The organism is Rhodococcus sp. UYP9 (genome assembly GCF_040547235.1).
Lineage (GTDB): Bacteria > Actinomycetota > Actinomycetes > Mycobacteriales > Mycobacteriaceae > Rhodococcoides.
This window is the reverse complement of the sequence record NZ_JBEPPH010000002.1, coordinates 188572-208062: the sequence shown is the minus strand read 5'-3', so window position 1 is coordinate 208062 and position 19491 is coordinate 188572. Positions and strand designations below refer to the sequence as shown.

16 protein-coding genes and 1 pseudogene are annotated in these 19491 nt (G+C 61.7%); 4 read left to right on the top strand and 13 right to left on the bottom strand.

Going from position 1 to position 19491, the window contains the following annotated elements:
- Positions 1-8: 8 nt before the first annotated feature.
- The 10 genes and pseudogenes from ABIB36_RS07285 to ABIB36_RS07240 all read right to left on the bottom strand — a co-directional run bounded on the left by ABIB36_RS07285 (position 9) and on the right by ABIB36_RS07240 (position 10389).
- A pseudogene (locus ABIB36_RS07285) lies at positions 9-598 on the bottom strand (SDR family NAD(P)-dependent oxidoreductase).
- Positions 599-685: 87 nt separating this feature from the next.
- Positions 686-2470 (bottom strand): glycoside hydrolase family 15 protein, encoded by a 1785-nt coding sequence (locus ABIB36_RS07280; RefSeq protein ID WP_084345651.1) that lies wholly within the window; start codon positions 2468-2470, stop codon positions 686-688.
- A complete protein-coding gene (locus tag ABIB36_RS07275; RefSeq protein WP_084345908.1) occupies positions 2467-3159 on the bottom strand; it encodes an HAD family hydrolase in 693 nt (230 codons plus the stop codon). The genes ABIB36_RS07280 and ABIB36_RS07275 overlap by 4 nt, the downstream gene beginning before the upstream one ends.
- A gap of 86 nt (positions 3160-3245) precedes the next feature.
- Positions 3246-3719: a Dps family protein gene (locus ABIB36_RS07270; protein WP_084345652.1), complete on the bottom strand. Its 474-nt coding sequence runs from the start codon at positions 3717-3719 to the stop codon at positions 3246-3248.
- A 44-nt stretch (positions 3720-3763) separates the two neighbouring features.
- The gene (locus ABIB36_RS07265; protein ID WP_084345653.1) at positions 3764-5278 is read right to left on the bottom strand and encodes a catalase; all 1515 of its coding nucleotides are present in this window, start codon (positions 5276-5278) and stop codon (positions 3764-3766) included.
- 12 nt (positions 5279-5290) lie between these two features.
- A complete protein-coding gene (locus ABIB36_RS07260; protein ID WP_084345654.1) occupies positions 5291-5848 on the bottom strand; it encodes a Fur family transcriptional regulator in 558 nt (185 codons plus the stop codon).
- A 50-nt stretch (positions 5849-5898) separates the two neighbouring features.
- A complete protein-coding gene (locus tag ABIB36_RS07255; RefSeq protein WP_084345655.1) occupies positions 5899-6570 on the bottom strand; it encodes an acetoacetate decarboxylase family protein in 672 nt (223 codons plus the stop codon).
- Positions 6558-8276: a GMC oxidoreductase gene (locus ABIB36_RS07250; protein WP_354559988.1), complete on the bottom strand. Its 1719-nt coding sequence runs from the start codon at positions 8274-8276 to the stop codon at positions 6558-6560. Before ABIB36_RS07250 ends, ABIB36_RS07255 begins: the two co-directional genes overlap by 13 nt.
- Complete coding sequence (locus ABIB36_RS07245; protein ID WP_354559989.1) at positions 8273-9811, bottom strand: flavin-containing monooxygenase; 1539 nt, start codon at positions 9809-9811, stop codon at positions 8273-8275. Before ABIB36_RS07245 ends, ABIB36_RS07250 begins: the two co-directional genes overlap by 4 nt.
- Entirely contained in the window at positions 9808-10389 is a 582-nt protein-coding gene (locus ABIB36_RS07240; protein ID WP_084345658.1) for a TetR/AcrR family transcriptional regulator, read from the bottom strand. Before ABIB36_RS07240 ends, ABIB36_RS07245 begins: the two co-directional genes overlap by 4 nt.
- A 469-nt stretch (positions 10390-10858) precedes the next feature.
- Here ABIB36_RS07240 and ABIB36_RS07235 point away from each other — a divergent pair, with 469 nt between their 5' ends.
- The 3 genes from ABIB36_RS07235 to ABIB36_RS07225 all read left to right on the top strand — a co-directional run bounded on the left by ABIB36_RS07235 (position 10859) and on the right by ABIB36_RS07225 (position 13290).
- Entirely contained in the window at positions 10859-11518 is a 660-nt protein-coding gene (locus ABIB36_RS07235; RefSeq protein WP_354559992.1) for an alpha/beta fold hydrolase, read from the top strand.
- An 8-nt stretch (positions 11519-11526) separates the two neighbouring features.
- Positions 11527-12303 carry an acetoacetate decarboxylase family protein gene (locus ABIB36_RS07230; RefSeq protein ID WP_084345909.1) on the top strand — a complete coding sequence of 259 codons (777 nt, stop codon included), beginning with the start codon at positions 11527-11529 and terminating at the stop codon, positions 12301-12303.
- A 102-nt stretch (positions 12304-12405) separates the two neighbouring features.
- The gene (locus ABIB36_RS07225; RefSeq protein WP_084345661.1) at positions 12406-13290 is read left to right on the top strand and encodes an alpha/beta fold hydrolase; all 885 of its coding nucleotides are present in this window, start codon (positions 12406-12408) and stop codon (positions 13288-13290) included.
- Positions 13291-13651: 361 nt separating this feature from the next.
- On the opposite strand, the gene ABIB36_RS07220 is transcribed toward ABIB36_RS07225, so the two are convergent.
- Positions 13652-15502, bottom strand: a complete 1851-nt coding sequence (locus ABIB36_RS07220; RefSeq protein WP_354559994.1) for a multicopper oxidase family protein — start codon at positions 15500-15502, stop codon at positions 13652-13654.
- 226 nt (positions 15503-15728) lie between these two features.
- Here ABIB36_RS07220 and ABIB36_RS07215 point away from each other — a divergent pair, with 226 nt between their 5' ends.
- Positions 15729-16805, top strand: coding sequence for an ABC transporter ATP-binding protein (locus ABIB36_RS07215; protein WP_354559996.1), 1077 nt, complete (start codon positions 15729-15731; stop codon positions 16803-16805).
- 64 nt (positions 16806-16869) lie between these two features.
- On the opposite strand, the gene ABIB36_RS07210 is transcribed toward ABIB36_RS07215, so the two are convergent.
- Both ABIB36_RS07210 and ABIB36_RS07205 read right to left on the bottom strand, forming a co-directional pair.
- Complete coding sequence (locus ABIB36_RS07210; protein ID WP_354559998.1) at positions 16870-17892, bottom strand: aspartate-semialdehyde dehydrogenase; 1023 nt, start codon at positions 17890-17892, stop codon at positions 16870-16872.
- A gap of 5 nt (positions 17893-17897) precedes the next feature.
- A complete protein-coding gene (locus ABIB36_RS07205) occupies positions 17898-19163 on the bottom strand; it encodes an aspartate kinase (RefSeq protein WP_084345663.1) in 1266 nt (421 codons plus the stop codon).
- Between the last annotated feature and the right edge of the window lie 328 nt (positions 19164-19491).

Below are 19491 nucleotides of genomic sequence, written 5' to 3'. Positions count from 1 at the left end.
GGTTTCTCCTAGATGGTTGCGACGGAGCCGGCGTCGACTCGGTAGTTGGATCCATTGACGAAGCTGGCGCGATCGGAGCACAGGAAGGTGATGACCGACGCGACCTCTTCGGGTTCGCCTCGCCGACCGAGTTCCATGTACGGACGCTCTTCCTGGAGGAAGCTCTCGATGGCGCCTTCACGATCGGTGCCTTTTTCCTGGGCACGTTTGTCCATCATCGCGTCGGTCATAGGCGTGTGGATGAAGGCAGGTGAGACGGCATTGACGAGTAGGCCCTCGGATGCGTAGCTACGCGAGAGCCCCTTGGCCAACGCGAGAACACCGGCTTTCGCTGAGCAGTAGGGCAATTCGTCGTCGTAGGGTTGCACTGCGTCCTCGGAGGTAAGCAGGACGATCCGTCCCCAGCCGCCTCGTCGGAGCGCGGGCAGGAATGTTTTCGAGTGTGCGCTGCAAGCTCTTGCACACTCGCGGTATCAGTGACATCTGCGGCGAAGGCATGCAGTTGCCCCGGTTCGGCCACGAGTTCGGATGCGGATTTGTCCAAGGCGTCCTGGTCCTTGTCGCTGATCATGACCTTGACACCCTCCGCTAGCAACATCTGTGCGGTCTGCCAACCGATTCCGGAGTCCGCACCCGTCACGAGCGCGATTCGGCCGTCTATTCCCAGTTCCATAGCGCCTGTCTCCTATCGGTTCGTGGTGGCATCGTGCGAGCGTGCGATGGTCAGTGCCGCGTTCACGAGCGCCAGATGACTCAATCCCTGCGGGAAGTTACCCAGAAAGGAGCCATCCGATGCATCGATCATTTCGCTGTACAGACCGACGTCGTTGGACATGGAAACCAGCTCGTCCATCAGGTCCATCGCTTCGTCGTCTCGCCCGACGCAGGACAGGGCGGAGACTCGCCAGAAGGCGCAGGCAACGAACGTCGCTTCTTCTGCTTCGACACCGGTGTAGCGGTAGAGCAGTGGTCCGGCGCCGAGTTCGGCACCAAGCGCATCGATGGTCGAGGACATACGTTCTCCGCGATCGAAATCCATCTCCGCCGCCAGCAGTACCGAAGCATCCAGCCCGTCCGCGCCTGGATAGGCAATGTAGGACTGCCGCTCGTCCGACCAACAGTTCTCTTCGATGTACGCCCTGATTCGCTCTCGTTCGGCTCTCCACCTGTCGGGGATGCCGGGGATCTGGCCGTTCTCGGCAAGGTAGACAGCACAGTCGAGTGCCTGCCAGCATCCGAGCTTCGAACTCGTGAAATGCTGCTCCTCCTCGAGTTCCCAGATTCCCGCATCTCGTCGCTGCCAGGAGTCGCACGTCTGGTCTGCGATCGTTGCCAGGAGTCGACCAGTGGAGGCATCGAGCACATTGCCCGCGTCGACGTACAACCGAATGATCGAGAAGAGATCTCCGAAGATGCTCAGCTGCAGTTGGTCTGCGGCCCGATTGCCGTTCACGACGGGCCCGATCCCACGCCAACCCGGCACGTCGGGTTGTTCGGTCCCGCCAGGCAATTCACCACCGAGGGTGTAGAAGACATTGACCAGAGGATCGTTGGCCCGGATGACTTCCAGTAGCCACGCAACGGCTGCGTGCACTTCTTCGCGCAGCCCGAACCGAATCAAGGCTCTGAGTGTGTATGCGGTGTCGCGGACCCACGCGTAGCGGTAATCCCAGTTCTTACCTCCCGCAGGATTCTCCGGCAGCGACGTCGTCGCTGCGGCGGCAATGGCCCCGGAGGGGCTGTGAAGCAACAACTTCAGCGCGAGTGCACTTCGAGCCACGTGTGCCGCCCACGGGCCGTCGTACTGGAATTCGTCGGTCCACGCACGCCAATTCGCGATGGTTCTGTCGACGCCTTGGTCGACCTCCCGAGGGTCCGGGATGTGCAGTGGTTCGTTTTCGGTGCCGGCCAGGCCTACGAGGTGCCGCGATCCAGCACTGGTGGTGAAGACACCGTGGATGTTCTGTTCTTCGACCGTCAAGTCGTCGGCCTCGAGGGTTCGCACGGCCAAGGTCACTCCGTCGACACGCAGGACGGTCCCGTGCGAAGTGTCGTAGGCCCACGGCGATGCTTTGCCCAGCATCGTTCCCGGCGCAACCCGCCACACCATATCGACTTCACCTTCGAGACCGTCTGTTCGACGGGCCAGTTCCAGCCACGGCAATCGGCCCGCCACTCCGGTGTTGAGTGAATCGGTGACTCGCACCGAACCGGTGGCGGTTCGGTAGGTGGAGGTCAAAACGTTGGTGCCTTCGACGAATTCACGTTCGACCGTGAACGGTCCGGCCGGTGACAGTTCGAATCTTCCGCCATTCTTGGCGTCGAGAAGTGCCGCAAACGTCGGCGGCGAGTCGAGATTGGGGATGGGCAGCCAATCGATCCGGCCGTCCGTTGCGATCAGGGCTACCGTTCGTCCGTCGCCGATGGCGGCATAGTTCTCGATTGCGATGTACCCGTGCTCACGACTCATACTTCGGTCAACCTTGCGATCGCACTGGACTCGAGCCGGCCGAGCAAATCGGCGGGATCCTCGTACACCTCTTCCGCACCGGCAGAGCGTAGTTCGGCATCGGGAACGCCCCCACACCGAACACCGACGCAGACCACCCCGGCCGTGCTGGAGGCTTTCATGTCCCACACACTGTCACCGACCATGACCGCGCTGCCCGCCGATACGTGGGCGCGGGCGAGTGCAACCTCCACGATCTCCGGACTCGGCTTCGCCACCTCGGCGTCCTCTGCGGACGTCACGACCGCAACGATGTCCTCGACGTCGAGCAGATCGCGTAGCAGAGCAAGCTCGGATTCGGGTGCCGACGTCGCCAACACGACGATCGATCCGCGGTCTTCGAGCCGTTTCAGCAGGTCCCTCGCACCGGGGAGAATCTGCAGGCGATGACTTGCCTGTCGGTAGTACTCGCTGTGAAGGCTCTTCGCCTCACGTGCGATGTCGCTGTCAGCAGATCCGACCAGCGACTCCAGCAGTTTGCCACCGTCCATTCCGATGCAGCGATGGATGCGCCAGGCCGGCACGGCAACGCCTGCCTCGAAGAATGCTCTGGACCAGGCATCGACATGGATATAGTTCGAGTCGACGAGCGTGCCGTCGATATCGAACAGCACCGCAGTTGAACCTTGGCCACTCGAGGGTTCGCTCATTCCACCGTCGTACCCGACGCCTACGGCCACGAAACACGAAAGAGGGCCCCCGCATGCGGGGGCCCTCTTTCGTAGCGTTGGGACGATTAACCGACCTGTGCCTGCCACATCCAGTGCAGCTGCTCGAGTCGTGCGGTGATGGCGATCAGCAGATCCTGGGTGACCGGGTCGGCCGCCTCGGTATCAGCGATGCGGCCGCGTAGGCGATCGATCACAGCGGTGAGGTTGTCCACCACTGCCGCAATGACCTGCTCGTCCTTCGTCCAGCCGTCACCGATTCCTTTGGTTCCCGCTGACGCCGAAACCGTGGCGGAGCGGCCGTCCGGGCTGACCCCGATAGCGGTGGCGCGCTCGGCCGACGAATCGGTGAACTCGCGCGCTGCGGCTACGAGCTCGTCCAAAGCGAGGTGGACCGAACGGAAGTTCTTTCCGATAACGTTCCAGTGCGCCTGCTTGGCGATCAAAGACAGGTCGATCAGGTCCACGACGGTGCCCTGCAGCGCGTCGCCTGCGATCTTCTGCTGTCCGGCGTCGAGTGAACTGGTGATGGGGTTGTTCATGATGTGCCTCCTGATAAGAGTCGGAGAGAAGGAGCGGTGAGCGACTAGACCTCTGCGGCCTCGTCGCCAGGAGTGGTCGGCGACTGGCTCGTTGTGGGTTCGCTCTCGGACTGACCTGCACGGACGCCTTCTTCGACCTTCTTGCCGAGTTCTGGGTCCACGTTGGACCAGTACTGGAAGACCCGAATCAGGACATCTTCGGTCACACCGTTGAGAGCGTGCCCGACGATGTTGCCTGCGAGCCTCTCCCGCTGCGCGTCATCCATGACTTCGCGGTAGAGCGTGCCTGCCTGAACGAAATCACCGTCCTGCGGGTGCTCGATATAACCGGTGCGCACGAATCTCGGCTCGAAGTCCCACGATCCGTCGTCGCCGTAGGTCTTCGTGTCTGCCTGCGGACCGCCGTAGGAGTTCGGCGCGTACACCGGGGTGTCGGCGGAGTTGAACGAATACCGCATCGACCCGTCTTTGGAGTACGAATTGACCGGAGCCTTCGGCGCATTGACGGGCAACTGCGCGTAGTTGGTGCCGATCCGGTAGCGGTGTGCGTCGGCGTACGAAAAGACGCGGCCCAACAACATTTTGTCCGGGCTGAAGCCAATGCCTGGAACGACGTTCGACGGCTCGAACGAGCTTTGCTCGATCTGGGCGTGAAAGTTCTCCGGGTTGCGATTGAGGGTCATCTTACCGACCTCGATCAGCGGGTAGTCCTTCTGCGACCAGACCTTGGTGAGGTCGAACGGGTTGAACTTGTAGTCTTCCGCCTCGTTGTACGGCATGATCTGCACCTTGAGCGTCCAGCTGGGGAAGTCGCCCTTCTTGATGGAGCCGAACAGATCCTGACGGTGATGATCGGGCGAGGTCCCGGCGAGTTCGTCAGCCTTGGCCTGCGTCAGAAAGTCGATGCCCTGATCGGTCTTGAAGTGGAACTTCACCCAGTTGCGCTCGCCGGCCTCGTTGATCAGCTGATAGGTGTGCGAACCGAATCCGTCCATGTGGCGGAACGACTTCGGGATGCCGCGGTCTCCCATGAGCCACGTGACCTGGTGTGCGGTCTCGGGAGAGAGTGTCCAGAAATCCCACTGCATGTTGTGGTCGCGCAATCCGGAGTCAGGCATGCGCTTCTGGCTCCGAATGAAGTCCTGAAACTTGATCGGATCCTTGACGAAGAAGATCGGGGTGTTGTTGCCTACGAGATCCCAGTTGCCCTCTTCGGTGTAGAACTTGAGCGAGAATCCGCGCGGATCGCGCCAGGTGTCGGGGCTACCCTGCTCGCCGGCCACCGTGGAGAATCGCGCCAACATCTCGGTCTTCGCACCGGGCTGAAGAACCTTGGCCTTCGTGAATTTGCTTATATCGCCGGTGATTTCGAGTTCACCGAATGCTCCCGAGCCCTTCGCGTGAACTACGCGCTCCGGGACACGCTCGCGGTTGAACTGCGCCATCTTCTCGATGAGGTAGTGGTCGTGGAGCAGAATCGGACCCTGCGTACCTGCAGTCAAGGACTGGTCGTCACTGGCTACCGGAATTCCAGCGTTACTGGTGGTCGGCTTGGTCATATGCGCAGCCTCCTACGTTGATGGGTGGTCGCCTACCGAGGGGCTGACTCGGAAGGCGTGGTTCGACGCCGCCTGCGTCGGGATGGCGTTTCGAGCGGATGCAGCCGAAGGTGCCATGTTCGAGTTCAACCGCGAATCGTGTGTCGATGCGCAGTCGGAACAGAGCCCCCAGAACACGATTTCGGCTTCCTCGACGACGAATCCATGAGACTCCGACGGGTCGAGGCATGGTGATCGGCCGACGACGCAATCGACGTCGACCACTGTTGTGCATACGCGGCAGACCAGGTGGTGGTGATTGTCGCCGGTTCTGCTTTCGTACAGCGCAGACGAACCTGCAGGCTCGATCCGTCGGAGAAGTCCGGCACCGACGCAAGCACGAAGTACGTCGTACACCGCTTGCGTGGACACCGAGCCGAGGTGGGATCGCACCACTGCTGCTACCTCATCTGCATCCGAATGCGGCTGGGCTGCAACCGCAGTCAGAACCGCCACCCGTGGCGCCGTCACTCGCAAACCCACCGAGCGCAATTGCGCGGTGGGTTCGAGTGTGGCGTCGTTCAGTGGCATGCATTCGAGTATGCCCCCTTTCTGGAATTAGTCAAGAAAAGGCAGGCTTACTACACCTGTCCACTGCTGAGCAGGGACGATACCCCCGTGGCCATCCGGCCGGAGACAATCTGCAGCCCGAAATGGGTGCCCGGAGTGATCCACTTGCCCAAGCTCGGACCCGACGCGTCGACCTGGACCCTCGCCAACCGGGCCTTACCCGTCAAACGTGCAGTCGCCAGAAGCGAACCCTCGTCCGAGGGCTGCGCGAACCCGAGCACACCCTTGATGGGGAAGCTCGGGCCGATACCTTTCGCCTTCGTGCGGACAGACCATCCGTCTCCCGACGCCCCTTCACCAGACACCGAGGCGTCGGCAAGTACGTCGCCGCCGAAGTCCGCGAGAACTTTGGGCAGATGCCAGTGTGTGCGGCCCCCGTGCACCGAAGTCTCGGAGTCGACAGCGATGAACGGAACCGATATTCGTGGCATCGGCCCCATTCCACGGCCCGGACGCTGCAAAACCGGACTGGCGAGAACCTCGCGGTACGGCCCGACCGGTGAGTTCAGGTAATCGATGACCATCACCATCGTGATCGGAATCGTCCGACCCTTCAGTAGCGCACGCCCGGCGGGCCGAGCCCGGTGCCACCAGATGGTGGCCTTCACTTCGGCGGGCCACGGCGGTGGCGGGCTCTCCGGCCACTCGGTTCTCGCCGATTCGGATTCGGTCACGCTCCACATGTCGTACCTCCGGGAGCATCGACCGATACGACGGTCAACGGCAGTCGCAGTGCGCCAGAAGCAGCGGTAGGTACTACCGGGCTTCTCGGCGACGTCGGGAGGACCTCGCGATAACCGCTTCCCAATTCTGGACGTCGGTCCGGTTCACCCCTGTTCGGCCACAACGCCATAGCGCGCTCGGCCTGGGCAGTAATCGTGAGCGACGGGTTGACACCGAGGTTGGCGCTGACGGCCGACCCGTCCACGACATGGAGACCAACGTGTCCGTAGACGCGGTGATAAGCGTCGACGACGCCCGTATCGACCGAGTCTCCGATAGCGCATCCACCGAGGAAGTGGGCAGTCATCGGGATGTTGACGATCTCGGCCATGGACCCGCCAGGGTCGCCACCGATCTTGTCCGCGAGCAGTCTGATTGCCTCGTGCCCCTGCGGGATCCACTGCGGTGGCGGGTCGCCGGCTCCGGGCCGAGAGGTAAGGCGCCTGCCGAAGACACCGGCCTTGGAGCCGAGCTCGAGCGAGTTGTCGTCGGTCTGCATTACCAGCGCGATCACCGTCCGCTCCGACCAATGACGAACGGACAGACTGCGAAACGCCGCTCCAGGATGCCGCAATGCCACACCGAGAGTCTTCAGAATACGAGGCGTTTTGCCACCGCCGTCGCTCAGAACGGTCTGCAAAAGCCCGATTGCATTGCTGCCCTTGCCATATCGAACCGGCTCGATATGCGTGTGATCATCGGGATGGAACGAGGAGGTGATCGCGACGCCTTCGGTATAGTCGACCTCACGGCCACGTGCTGTCGCAGCGAGCACTGCTTCGGAATTGGTCCGTACCAGTGAGCCGATCCTGTTCGAAAGATTCGGCAGTGCCGCAGTCTCCTTCATCGCCAGCATCAGCTTCTGGGTCCCGTAGGTACCGGCGGCGAAGACCACTTGGTCGGCCGTCAGCACAGTGACGCTTCGGCGAAGCTTGCCTCCGGTCCTGCGTGTGCAAACTTCGTATCCGCCGCCTGCCGCGGGCCGCACGGCCGTGACCGTCGTCAACGGAAGTACCTGTGCACCAGCCTTTTCTGCTAGGTACAGATAATTCTTGACAAGAGTGTTCTTGGCCCCGATCCGGCATCCCGTCATGCACGATCCGCATTCGGTACACCCGGTGCGCGTTGGTCCGACGCCACCGAAGAACGGATCCGCCGACTCCTGTCCTGGCGTTCCGAAGAAGACTCCGACCGGAGTGCTGGTGAACGTGTCACCGACTCCCATATCCTCGGCCACTTCCTTCATGACTTTGTCGGAGGGAGTGATGGTCGGGTTCGTCTCCACGCCCAACATCCGTTTGGCCTGGTCGTAGTACGGCGCGAGTTCCCGATGCCAGTCGGTGATGTGTCCCCATTGCGGATCCTCGAAGAATCGGCGCGGGGGTTGGTACAGGGTGTTGGCATAGTTGAGCGAACCGCCGCCCACGCCCGCGCCCGCCATCACGAGGACATCGGGAAGCAAATGGATTCTTTGCACGCCGTAGCAACCGATAGCGGGCGCCCACAAGTACTTTCGGAGTCGCCAACTGGTCTTCGGTAGTTCGTCGTCGGTGAAGCGTCGGCCGGATTCGAGCACTCCGACGCGGTATCCTTTCTCCACTGCACGCAAGGCCGCCACGCTACCGCCGAACCCTGATCCGATGACCAAGACGTCGTAATCGCTCATACCCGAACACCTTTCCTTGCTACCGCACTCGCATAGTCCGCAAGATCGAAGGTGCGAGTCGAGTTTCGGAAGGTGAAGGTGTACGTCGGCCACATGACCGGATTGCGGCCTTCGGCATCGAGATACCAACTCGAGCAACCGCCCGAATTCCACACCGTCCCCGCCAACGAGTCGTGAATCCACGAATTATATTGCCGCTGAGACGCTTCGGTTACCTCCACACTGGCTATCCCGCCCTCTCGCATCTTTTCGAGTGCGGAGGCGAGATAGTTCGCCTGCGACTCGAGCATGTACACGATCGAACTGTGGCCGAGGTTGGTATTGGGCCCGTACATGAGGAACAGGTTGGGGAACCCATGCACGGTGGTGCCGCGGAACGCATTGGGGCTGCCGTCCCAATGCTCGGCGAGGGTGCGCCCGTCGAGGCCGGTCAGCACGTGCGATACCGGAGGTTCCGTCGGGGTGAACCCGGTGGCGAAGATGATCGTGTCCACCGGATAGTGATTTCCCGACGCGTCGAGCACGGAATCGGCGGTGATTTCGGTCAGCCCGCTGGTCACGAGGTCGACGTCGGTCCGATCGAGAGTGGAGAGCCAATCGTTGGACAGGAGCATTCTCTTGCAGCCGATCGTGAAGTCCGGAGTCAGCGCGGCTCGCGTTCGAGGATTCTTCACTTGCCTGCGCAGATGAGCCTTGGCGACCACCGACACCGCCGGTAGCACCCAGGGGTTGTGCGCAAGCGCGGTGACGTAGAGCTCACGGTAGCTGTATATCGTTCCCCGTACTGCCTTTTGGACAGCCGGAAACTTCCGATACAGCGTGCGTTCGACTTTACTGAGCGTGCGGTCCAGCCTAGGCACTACCCAGGCGGGCGTTCGCTGAAATACCGTCAGCCGTTCGGCGCGGTCGACGATCTCGGGAACGAACTGGACAGCGGATGCACCGGTGCCGATGACCGCTATGCGGCGACCGGTCAGGTCCTGTTCGTGATCCCACGTCGCCGAGTGAAATACCGTGCCGGTGAACTTCTCCAGTCCAGGTACGTCAGGAAACTTCGGGGTCGACAGTGCCCCCGTGGCGGCAACGAGGACGTCGGCGTGCACGATGCCCTTGCTCGTCTCGACGATCCAGAGGTTCTGCGCCGCATCCCATCTCGCCGAATCGAGCGAACAGTCGGTAATGATTCTGTTGCCCAGTCCCGACTTGTCGACGACCCCGCGCAGGTAGCGGTAGATCTCCGGTTGACGCGCGAAGGTGTGCGACCACTCGGGGCTCGGCGCGAAGGAGAAGGAGTACAGCGAGGTCGGGACGTCGCATGCGCATCCCGGATACGTGTTGTCACGCCATGTACCGCCGACGTCGTGCGCCCGCTCGATGACGAGTACATCGGCGTCAGGGTCGTCCCGCAGTATGCGCGACACCGCGGCGATGCCGGCAAACCCAGCTCCCACCACAAGTACGTGTACCGATTTCGGCAACGCGGATTTTTCAGCAGCAGTGGATTCCTCGGCAAGGACTGATTCGGTACTTGTCATGACTGGATCACCTTTGCCTCCCATACCGGGAGAAGTCGGGCCCGCAGCTGGGCGTCGGCGTCGGGGGTGCGAAATATCGAAGACACCGCCAGTCCGCGAGCGAGTTCCACGCTCAGCTCGATGGATTCGGGCGACATGGTCTTGCCCATGATCTCGGCGGCACCGCCGGCAATGGCGTCGGCGACCTTGCGTTCCAACGGGACCATGGCCTCGTGCAATATCGGGTCGGTTCGCGCGGCCACCCACAGCTCGAGGGCGGCGTAGAACAGCGGTCCGGAGAATGCTTCGCTGAGCAGTTCGACGCCCCGGGTGCCATCGGAGTTGGCCTCGAGGATTTCGGCCAATCGCTTGTCCACCAGATGTCCGACGGCGGCAGTGACAAGCGATTCTTTGGTCGGGAAGTGGTGTAGTTGCGCTCCGCGGGACACGCCGGCACGCCGTGCGATCTCTTGTGTGCTGGTCTGCGCGAAACCCTTCTCTACCAGGCAGTCGATTGCCGCGTCGAGCAATTTCGTCTGAGTACCTGCAGTGCGTTGTGCCTGCGTACGCCGCTCCGGCGGTCGAGTGCTCTGGGTCACATGAGCGACTGTAGCCCCAAATCAACAAACAGTCCAGACTGATTGTAAGTTCGGTGAGATCCCGATCATCGTCGAAGGCATCAAGTGCGAATATGTCAAGCTCACCCGTTTGATAGACGGACCGACCGCGGCAATACCACCCGCGAAGCCGCCGTGACGCTCTCCTGCTGGGCTGACGCTTACGGCACCGTCGAATCCACGCACCTGCTCGCCGATGCGGATGCCCACGCTCACCGCTACGCGGGAGTTTTACGTGAGGCACAGAGAGCGCTTCGCGGACACTTCTCGTGAGTCTCGTCTAACCGTGGACAAAGTGTGAACTGGCTCATATAGTCAGCCAGTAATACCGAGCGAGCGCTCGGTCGCTTGAGGAGGAAGTATGACCCCATTCGTGGAAGGTTCTGGCGATATCCGGGTGCTCGTATTGCACGGGTGGGCGCTTGATAGTGCCGTGTAGGCCGCGGTCCGATTGGAGACGAATCTCGACAAATTCACTTACGCTTTTGTCGACTTCCCCGGCTATGGCCCGAACCGTTCCGACGCTGACTCGCCTACAGACGGCATCGATGGCATGGCGGCGGCGGCTCTAGCTGCGGCCGACGACCTTGGCTGGGACAAGTTCGCGATCCTTGGCCACTCGATGGGCGGCGCGACCGCCCTCCGAATAGCAACTGTGGCTTCGGATCGTGTGAGCTCAGTGGTCGCGCTGACTCCCGTCTCGCCTTTCGGGACCCCGTTCGACAAGGCAACGTACGAGGGATTCGCATCTGCGTACTCCGATCCAGGCCCGACGTTGGGCGGACTGGCTCCGCACCTCAGTGACGCTCAGCTTCAAAACCTGGTGGCGCGATCGCAAACGGTTCTGGACCGGGAAGTGTGGGAGGCCTACTTGGCGAACTGGAGCAACGCAAGTTTTGGCAGCGAACTCCCCGGATACCACGGCCGAGTCATATTGGCCTATGGGGAGAGCGACCCATTCGTCAGCAAGGAGTACCTGCAAGAAACCGCCGACTCGCTCCCCAACGCTTCGATGGTCGCCATTGAGCACGCCGGCCACTACCCCATGGTCGAGGCGCCGGTCCAGACCGTGCGGCTCTGGGAAGACGCATTCACCGACAAGCAGGAATGAGATCCATCATGACCAAGGTTCCGTATCGGGGCATGCCCCCCACCGTGTGGGCACCCGAGGCTCCCCAACTCATCCGCGATGCACGCATGGTGATCGTGGGCTATCAAGCCGACCGCGAAGCGCTACAGGAAATTCTTCCCCCTGGCCTTGTTCCGCACGAAAACAACACAGTTCAGATGAATATGTACGACATCGAAGCCGACCAGAGCAGCGGGTTTGGGGGGTTCTCCCTGACGTACCTGACGGTTGAAATCGACGGGCACGACAGTCTTGCAGCCGACGGCGCCATGGCGATTCCGGGCCGATACTTCGCGTATTACTGGAACAGCTCCCAGCGAGTCATCTCGTACGCGCGAGAATCCTCCGGCATCCCAGCAATGCTCGGCACACGAACCGCGGAACTGGAGGGAAGCAAGCTCACCTCCACCCTGAGCATCGAGAACAGCGCAGCCATCACGGTGTCAGCAAGCGTCACCGACACACACGTCGGCAACCTCGGCGGGCATCTGAATTACTACAGTCACCGCCAGATCCCAGAACCGTCTGGCGGGTACGCGGCGCTGAGTCAACTCATCGAGCTTCCTCTCCCGTTCACCGTCAAACTCTTCGACGCGTCGGTCGACGACATCACGTTTACGATGCCCGACGGGCATCCCGCGGCGAAGCTCGCTCCGACCACCCCGTTGAACGTCACCTCACTCCTATACGGCGACGTGACATTCACATATTCAATGGGCCGAGTCCTCCATGACTACCTAGAGGACCCTGATCCCGGAAATCTCTAGTAGAGCCTGTCGCTCCTACTGACAGCAGACCACCTTTTTGCCCGCGTGTGTCGGCTCCAGCCCGATCGAATCCCCTCCTCACTCGAACCCGGAAGGACCTCGATGACTACGAAAACTATCGATATCCCCCACCTCGGCGGATCCACCATCGGCTACAAGTTCGGACGCGAATACGATGCGTCCCTGCCAACCATGGTCATGGCCAACTCGTTCACCACGTCCGTGGAGCTGTACCGCCCTCAATTCGCCAACGCAGAGCTCAATGCGGCTATGAACCTGCTGGCCATCGAGCCCTACGGTCACGGCGCAACCCGCGCCAACTACCGTCAGTTCACCTACTGGGACAGCGCAGTCGCGAACCTGCAGGTCCTCGAAGCGCTCGGCATCAAAGAATCATTCGCGCTCGGAACCTCCCAAGGAGGATGGATCGCCACGCGAATGGCGATGCTTGCTCCTGATGTCATCCAGGGAATCGTTATCTTTGGCACCTCCATGGACTTCGAGAGCCAAGCGAGCATGGACAGAGGTTGCTGGAACGGGTCAGAATTCTGCAGCCCATCCATTGATGCACTATCGACGCCTGTCAGTGACGACTGGGTGGTAGAAGACGACTTCGTAAACGCAGTCCTCGGCGCCGGCTTGGGCGAAGTAGTCTCCGAGGAAGAACGCGATTTTTGGCTGAAAACCTACCGATCCAACTACACCGGAGACGAGGGCCGGCGCCGACTCCGGACGAGCACGGTCAATCTCCGCGATCGGGATGGCCTCGAGGCACGCCTCAACGAAGTGAAGTGCCCAGTGCTGTGGGTACAAGGCACTGCCGATCAGGTTTACTCCGTCGCCAACGCCGAGCATGGAATCTCACAGTTCACGCAATCTCCTTCAGCCGAACTCCAGATCGTCGACGGGGGACAACACTTCCTGACCGCATCACACCCCGACACCGCGAACACCGCCGTGGGTGCGTTCGTCGAACGGTGGACGTGAAGCCTGCATGCGGTCCCGCCGTCGACCCTCCAAAAGTAAAGCTGCCCTTCCAAATCCGGAGTCCGTAGCGCAGGTTGGTTGAAGGCCTGGCGAGGCGGGAGATGAAGAGGTACTGGGGCGGGTGAAGATGAGTTTTACGCCAACTATCATCCGCCTCGGGGTCTCCGCAGCGGCCATCACCCGTCGGCCCTGTCGCGGTCCGACGATCACCACCCCGCCCGCAGCTAGTGCGTTGACCAGCGGCTTGTAACTGGCAGGGGCAGGAACTCGGAAGCCGAGAGTAGCTGCCTCAGCCGCCGCGTAGTCGATAGCAACCGGGTGGGTCGTCTCGGCCTGAGCTTTCCGTATGGCATCGACGCGACTAGGCACGCAGTCGGTAACGCAGCATCATCTCGTGGTCCTCGTGGTCGAGCATGTGACAGTGCCACATGTAACCCTGCAGCTCGGTCGAGCTCGCCTGCCCACCAGCCTCGTGACCTGAATGGCCGCCTTCGTGTGCAGGTGCAGGGCCAGCGAAAGTTGCGTCAGGATCGAATCCGAGCTCGTCGGCCGTGGGGAATCGCACCAGAATTCGCGTGACGGTCCCCGGGTAAGTGTTGACGGTGTCCTTCGCGCCCGACTCCCACGCGGCCGGTGGAGACAGCGGGCCGGTCACATATCTCTCGACGTCGGGCGCCCACTTGACGCCGATATCGGGGCGAGGACGCTCGCGCATGTAAGCCGTCAGATCCACCGATGCTCGGCCGAGCGTGCGGAAGTGCACCAGATGCAGGTGAATCGGGTGAGGCTCGAGGGTGGTGTTGACGATGTTCCACTGTTCTACGACGCCCTGCGTCGGCATCTCGATATCCGGGTCGCTGTAGCGAAGGTTGTTCAGCGTCATCATCGGCGGTGCCAACGACAACCCTGCCGAAGGCTGATTGACAGTGACCGTGCGCTGAACCTGCGCAGCAGGAATAATCGGCAGCAGAGGTGGCTGGCCTTTGCCGCCGCGATACATCGTCATGACGTCACCGACATATCCTCGGCCCGACGCCACCCTGAACTGACAGAACAACGGCATCGGCACCGCCCCCAACGATGCAGCCTGGGCCGGTGGCGGCTCGTCGTTACGGAGCTCGACCAGTTCGCCGGGTGCCAGCGAGCCGAAATCGACCAGCACATCGACCCGTTCGGCCGGCGCCAGCCTAATACTGTCGGTCTGCACCGGCGCATCGAGAAGCCCGCCGTCGTTCCCGATCACCCAGAATCGCATCCTGTTGCCGAAGAACAGATTCCACACACTGTAGGAGCCGGCATTGACGACGCGAAAACGGTACAGCCCACGCGCCACTTCCATCGTCGGCCAGATCTTCCCATTGACGACGCCGACGTCCCCGGTCCCGCCACCTTCCCATTTCCCCTGGGGAACAGTGATATTGGACCTGATGCTCATGCTGCCGTCAGGATTCATGATCTTTTCCTGCAATACCAACGGCACTTCGAACTCACCGGACGGCAACCCCAGAGAATTGTCGGCGAGACCCGAATCGAATTGATCCCGAACCAGATTCATTCCGACCAGACCCGCGTAGACATTGATGCGCGTCATCGACATCGCGTGATCGTGGTACCAAAGCCCTGCGGCCTCATTGAGCCCCGGAAACCTATGAGTGAGAGATTCACCCGGGCGGACGAGCATCTCGGAGTTACCGTCGCTGTCCGGCGGAGTGATACTCCCGTGCAGATGCAGCGACGTCGGGGTCATCTGCCGGTCCTGCTCGCTCATCCCGTGCAGCGAGGTATCCACATCGGCTGCAAGCGGATTCCCCTCGGTGCGATTGGTGTAGTTCAACGTCCACGGCTGTCCCTGCACGGACTCGATGGTCGGGCCCAGATAATCGAGCTCGCCGTAACCAAACGTCGGACCGGCAGGGAGATCGGCGTGGAAAGAATGCATCGCGCTGCGCGCATCGAGCGACACCTGCGAACCCCCGACCACCGGCAGCCTCGGCAACTCGTCACGAAACGGAGCAAGCGTGGGCGAATGGAACAGCAAAGGGCTACGGCCGCCGAAGATATCGTCGGCAAAAGCCCGCCGAGCTACCGAACTCGACGGCAGCGCTGCACCCCCGGCAACAGCAGCAACCAACGCGAGACTCCGAAAGACCGACCTGCGCGAAATACCGTCCACATCCACACCCTTCGCCCGTGCCGTGTCATGCCGTGTCATGCCGCGGGCTACCCTCCCGCCCACCTGGGTCGTTCCGCGGGCTACCCTCCCGCTTTCCTGGGTCGTTCCGCGGGCTACCCTCCCGCCTATCTGGGTCGTTCCGCGGGCTACCCTCCCGCCCCACCGATGTGACCGCGCCCATACTATGTTCCTTCGTCGGCACCCGTCGATACCCCACACTCGGATCGTCCGGCACGTTCCTGCCGGTGGAGGGATTTAACAGAACATGGCATCGATTACGTTCGATCGCGCGAGCAGGCTTTTCCCCGGCTCGGATGCGCCTGCGGTGGACGCACTGGACCTGGAGATAGAGGACGGCGAGTTTCTCGTCCTCGTCGGCCCATCCGGTTGCGGCAAGTCCACCTCGCTCCGGATGCTTGCCGGTCTCGAAGAAGTGAACAGCGGACGGATCCTCATCGGAGGCAAGGACGTCACCGACGCCGAGCCCAAGGATCGCGACATCGCCATGGTGTTCCAGAACTACGCGCTCTATCCGCACATGAGCGTCGCGGAGAACATGGGCTTCGCGCTCAAGCTCGCGAAGGCGAGCAAGGAAGAGATCAACACGCGAGTGCTCGAGGCCGCGAGGCTTCTCGACCTGGAGGACTACCTCGACCGGAAGCCGAAAGCACTCTCCGGTGGTCAGCGGCAGCGAGTTGCGATGGGCCGAGCGATCGTGCGTCAACCGCAGGTATTTCTCATGGACGAACCACTGTCCAACCTCGACGCCAAGTTGCGGGTACAGACGCGTACCCAGATCGCACAACTGCAACGGCGGTTGGCCACCACCACCGTGTACGTGACGCACGATCAGGTGGAAGCGATGACGATGGGAGACCGCGTCGCAGTCTTGAAGGGTGGAGTGCTGCAGCAATGCGCTTCACCGCGTGAGCTGTACCGGACTCCGGTCAACGTGTTCGTCGCGGGTTTCATGGGTTCGCCGTCGATGAATCTGTTCACGCTGCCGATTACCTACGGCGGGGTGCAGATCGGTGATCAAGTCATTCCGGTTCAGCGCGAGGCCCTTGCGGCGTCGTCCGGGGCGGAGGTCGTGTTCGGTATCAGGCCTGAACACGTGCAGATCGCAGACTCGGGAGTGAAGCTCGAAATCGACATCGTCGAGGAACTCGGCTCGGAAGCTTTCGTGTTCGGTCGCGCTGATATCAATGGCCGGACGCAGACGATCGTCGCGCGCGCCGACTGGCGCGATCCACCGCAGAAGGGCCAGGTCGTGCACGTACGGTTCGACGAGGCCCATGCGCATCTTTTCGACGGATCGGGCGACGGGCAGCGGCTGGGCTGAGCCCACCGCGATCTGCTCCCCGGTTTGTGCTCGAGCGCGCAACCGGGGAGCAGATCGGGTAGATCTAGACCAGCAGTTCGGCAATCTGAATGGTGTTGAGCGCAGCACCCTTACGAAGATTGTCACTCGATACGAACAGTGCGAGTCCGCGGCCTTCGGGAGCGCCCGGGTCCTGACGGATACGCCCGACGAGGGAATCGTCCTTGCCTGCAGCCTGCAACGGCGTCGGCACATCCACCAACGTCACGCCCGGTGCCGCTGCGAGAAGCTCACGAGCACGTTGCACCGAAAGCGGGTTCGCGAACTCCGCGTTGATCGACAGCGAGTGCCCGGTGAACACCGGAACGCGCACACAGGTGCCACTGACCAGCAGGTCCGGGAGTCCGAGGATCTTCCGCGATTCGTTACGCAGCTTCTGATCCTCGTCGGTCTCGCCTGATCCGTCGTCCACCAGCGCCCCGGCCAGCGGAAGAACGTTGAACGCGATCGGCGCTACGTAATTGTTCGGAGCCGGAAAATCCACCGAAGATCCGTCGTGCACCAGCTTCTCGACGTCACCGATGACGGCGCGTGCCTGCGTCGCGAGTTCCTCGACGCCCGCAAGCCCACTGCCCGACACTGCCTGGTAACTGCTGACGATGAGGCGCCGAAGGCCTGCTTCGTCATGCAGCACCTTCAGGACCGGCATCGCGGCCATGGTGGTGCAGTTCGGGTTCGCGATGATGCCCTTAGGAGGGTTCTTCGCTTCCTCCGGATTGACTTCGCTGACGACGAGCGGCACCTCGGGGTCCTTACGGAATGCCGAAGAGTTGTCGATGACGACTGCGCCTGCTGCGGCGAACCGTGGTGCCTGCGCACGTGAGAGCGTGGCTCCGGCGGAGAACAGTGCAATGTCGATGCCTGCAAGATCGGCCGTCGACGCGTCCTCTACGACGATCTCTTCCCCGCGAAACGGAAGTTTCTTGCCCGCTGATCTCGCCGAGGCGAAGAACCGCACAGTGTCGGCGGGAAAGTTGCGTTCCTCCAGCAAGGTTCGAATGACAGCACCGACCTGACCTGTGGCGCCTACTACTGCGACTGTTGTCATCTCCCCTACCTTCCTGTTCCGCCGTGCACGACAGCTTCTTCGTCGCCGCCGAGATCGAAGGCGGCGTGCAGTACGCGCACTGCCTCGTCGAGTTGGGTGTCACTGACCAGTACCGAGATGCGGATCTCCGAGGTGCTGATCAAGTCGATGTTGATACCGGCGTCGGCGAGTGCTTCACAGAACGTCGCTGTAACACCGGGGTGGGTCTTCATGCCTGCACCGACGAGCGAGACCTTGCCGATCAGGTCGTCGTAGAGCACCTGGGCGAAGCCGATCTCACCCTGCAGCTTGGTCAACATCTCCACGGCTCTCGGACCGTCGGACTTCGGGCAGGTGAAGGTGATGTCGGTCTTGCCGGTGTCGATCTTGGATACGTTCTGCAACACCATGTCGATATTGATCTCGGCATCGGCGACGGCGCGAAAGACCTTGGCTGCGTAGCCAGGTGCATCGGACAGGCCGACGACGGTGACCTTCGCTTCACTGCGATCGTGTGCGACGCCGGTGAGAATGGCTTCTTCCACTGGAATGTCCTCCATAGATCCGGAGACGATTGTTCCGGGTTTCGTGGTGTACGACGACCGAACATGTACGGGAACGTTGTATCGACGGGCATATTCGACGCATCGCAGCATGAGCACCTTGGCGCCGCATGCCGCCATTTCGAGCATCTCTTCGAACGAAACTGCGCTCAGGTGGCGGGCGTTGGGAACGATGCGCGGATCGGCCGTGAAGATGCCGTCGACGTCGGTGTAGATCTCGCAGACGTCGGCATTCAGCGCAGCGGCGAGTGCGACGGCAGTGGTGTCGGAACCACCGCGGCCGAGTGTCGTGACGTCCTTGCTGTCCTGGCTGACGCCTTGGAATCCGGCGACGAGCACGATCGCACCTTCGTCGAGTGCGTCGCGGACACGACCTGGTGTCACGTCAATGATCTTGGCGTTGCCGTGCACGCTGGTAGTCACGACGCCCGCCTGCGATCCGGTGAAGGAACGAGCCTCGGCGCCGAGGGAGTGGATAGCCATCGCGACCAGTGCGTTGGAAATCCGCTCACCCGAGGTGAGCAGCATGTCCATTTCACGGGCGGGTGGGGCTGGGCACACCTGCTTGGCGAGGTCGAGCAATTCGTCGGTGGTGTCGCCCATGGCGGAGACCACGACGACGACGTCGTTGCCGGCCTTCTTGGTCTCGACGATTCGTTCAGCGACGCGTCGGATACGTTCGGCGGATCCCACCGACGATCCACCGTACTTCTGGACGATGAGAGCCACGCGTGTGTACCTCCGGTGCATTTCAGTGTGTGTTTGTGGTGCATCTGGCCCCGCCACCTTACCGAGGTATGCCGTCGCCAGCAGCCTTGGGTGTTCCGGGGAGTGCCCGCCGGAGCCCTCCACCTGCGGCGACGTAGTGCGGGTGGGCTGGTCACTGCACAAGCGGTGACATTCGCGACAAATGGGGCACACACACATTTCGAACAAGGAGACCGCATGGCGGCATATTTCGCATTGATCATTCGACGTATCCAGTATTAATCCCCATAAAAGGCAGCAGGTATGCATTGAGGGGGGAAACATACCAACCAGTATCGAATATCGCTTT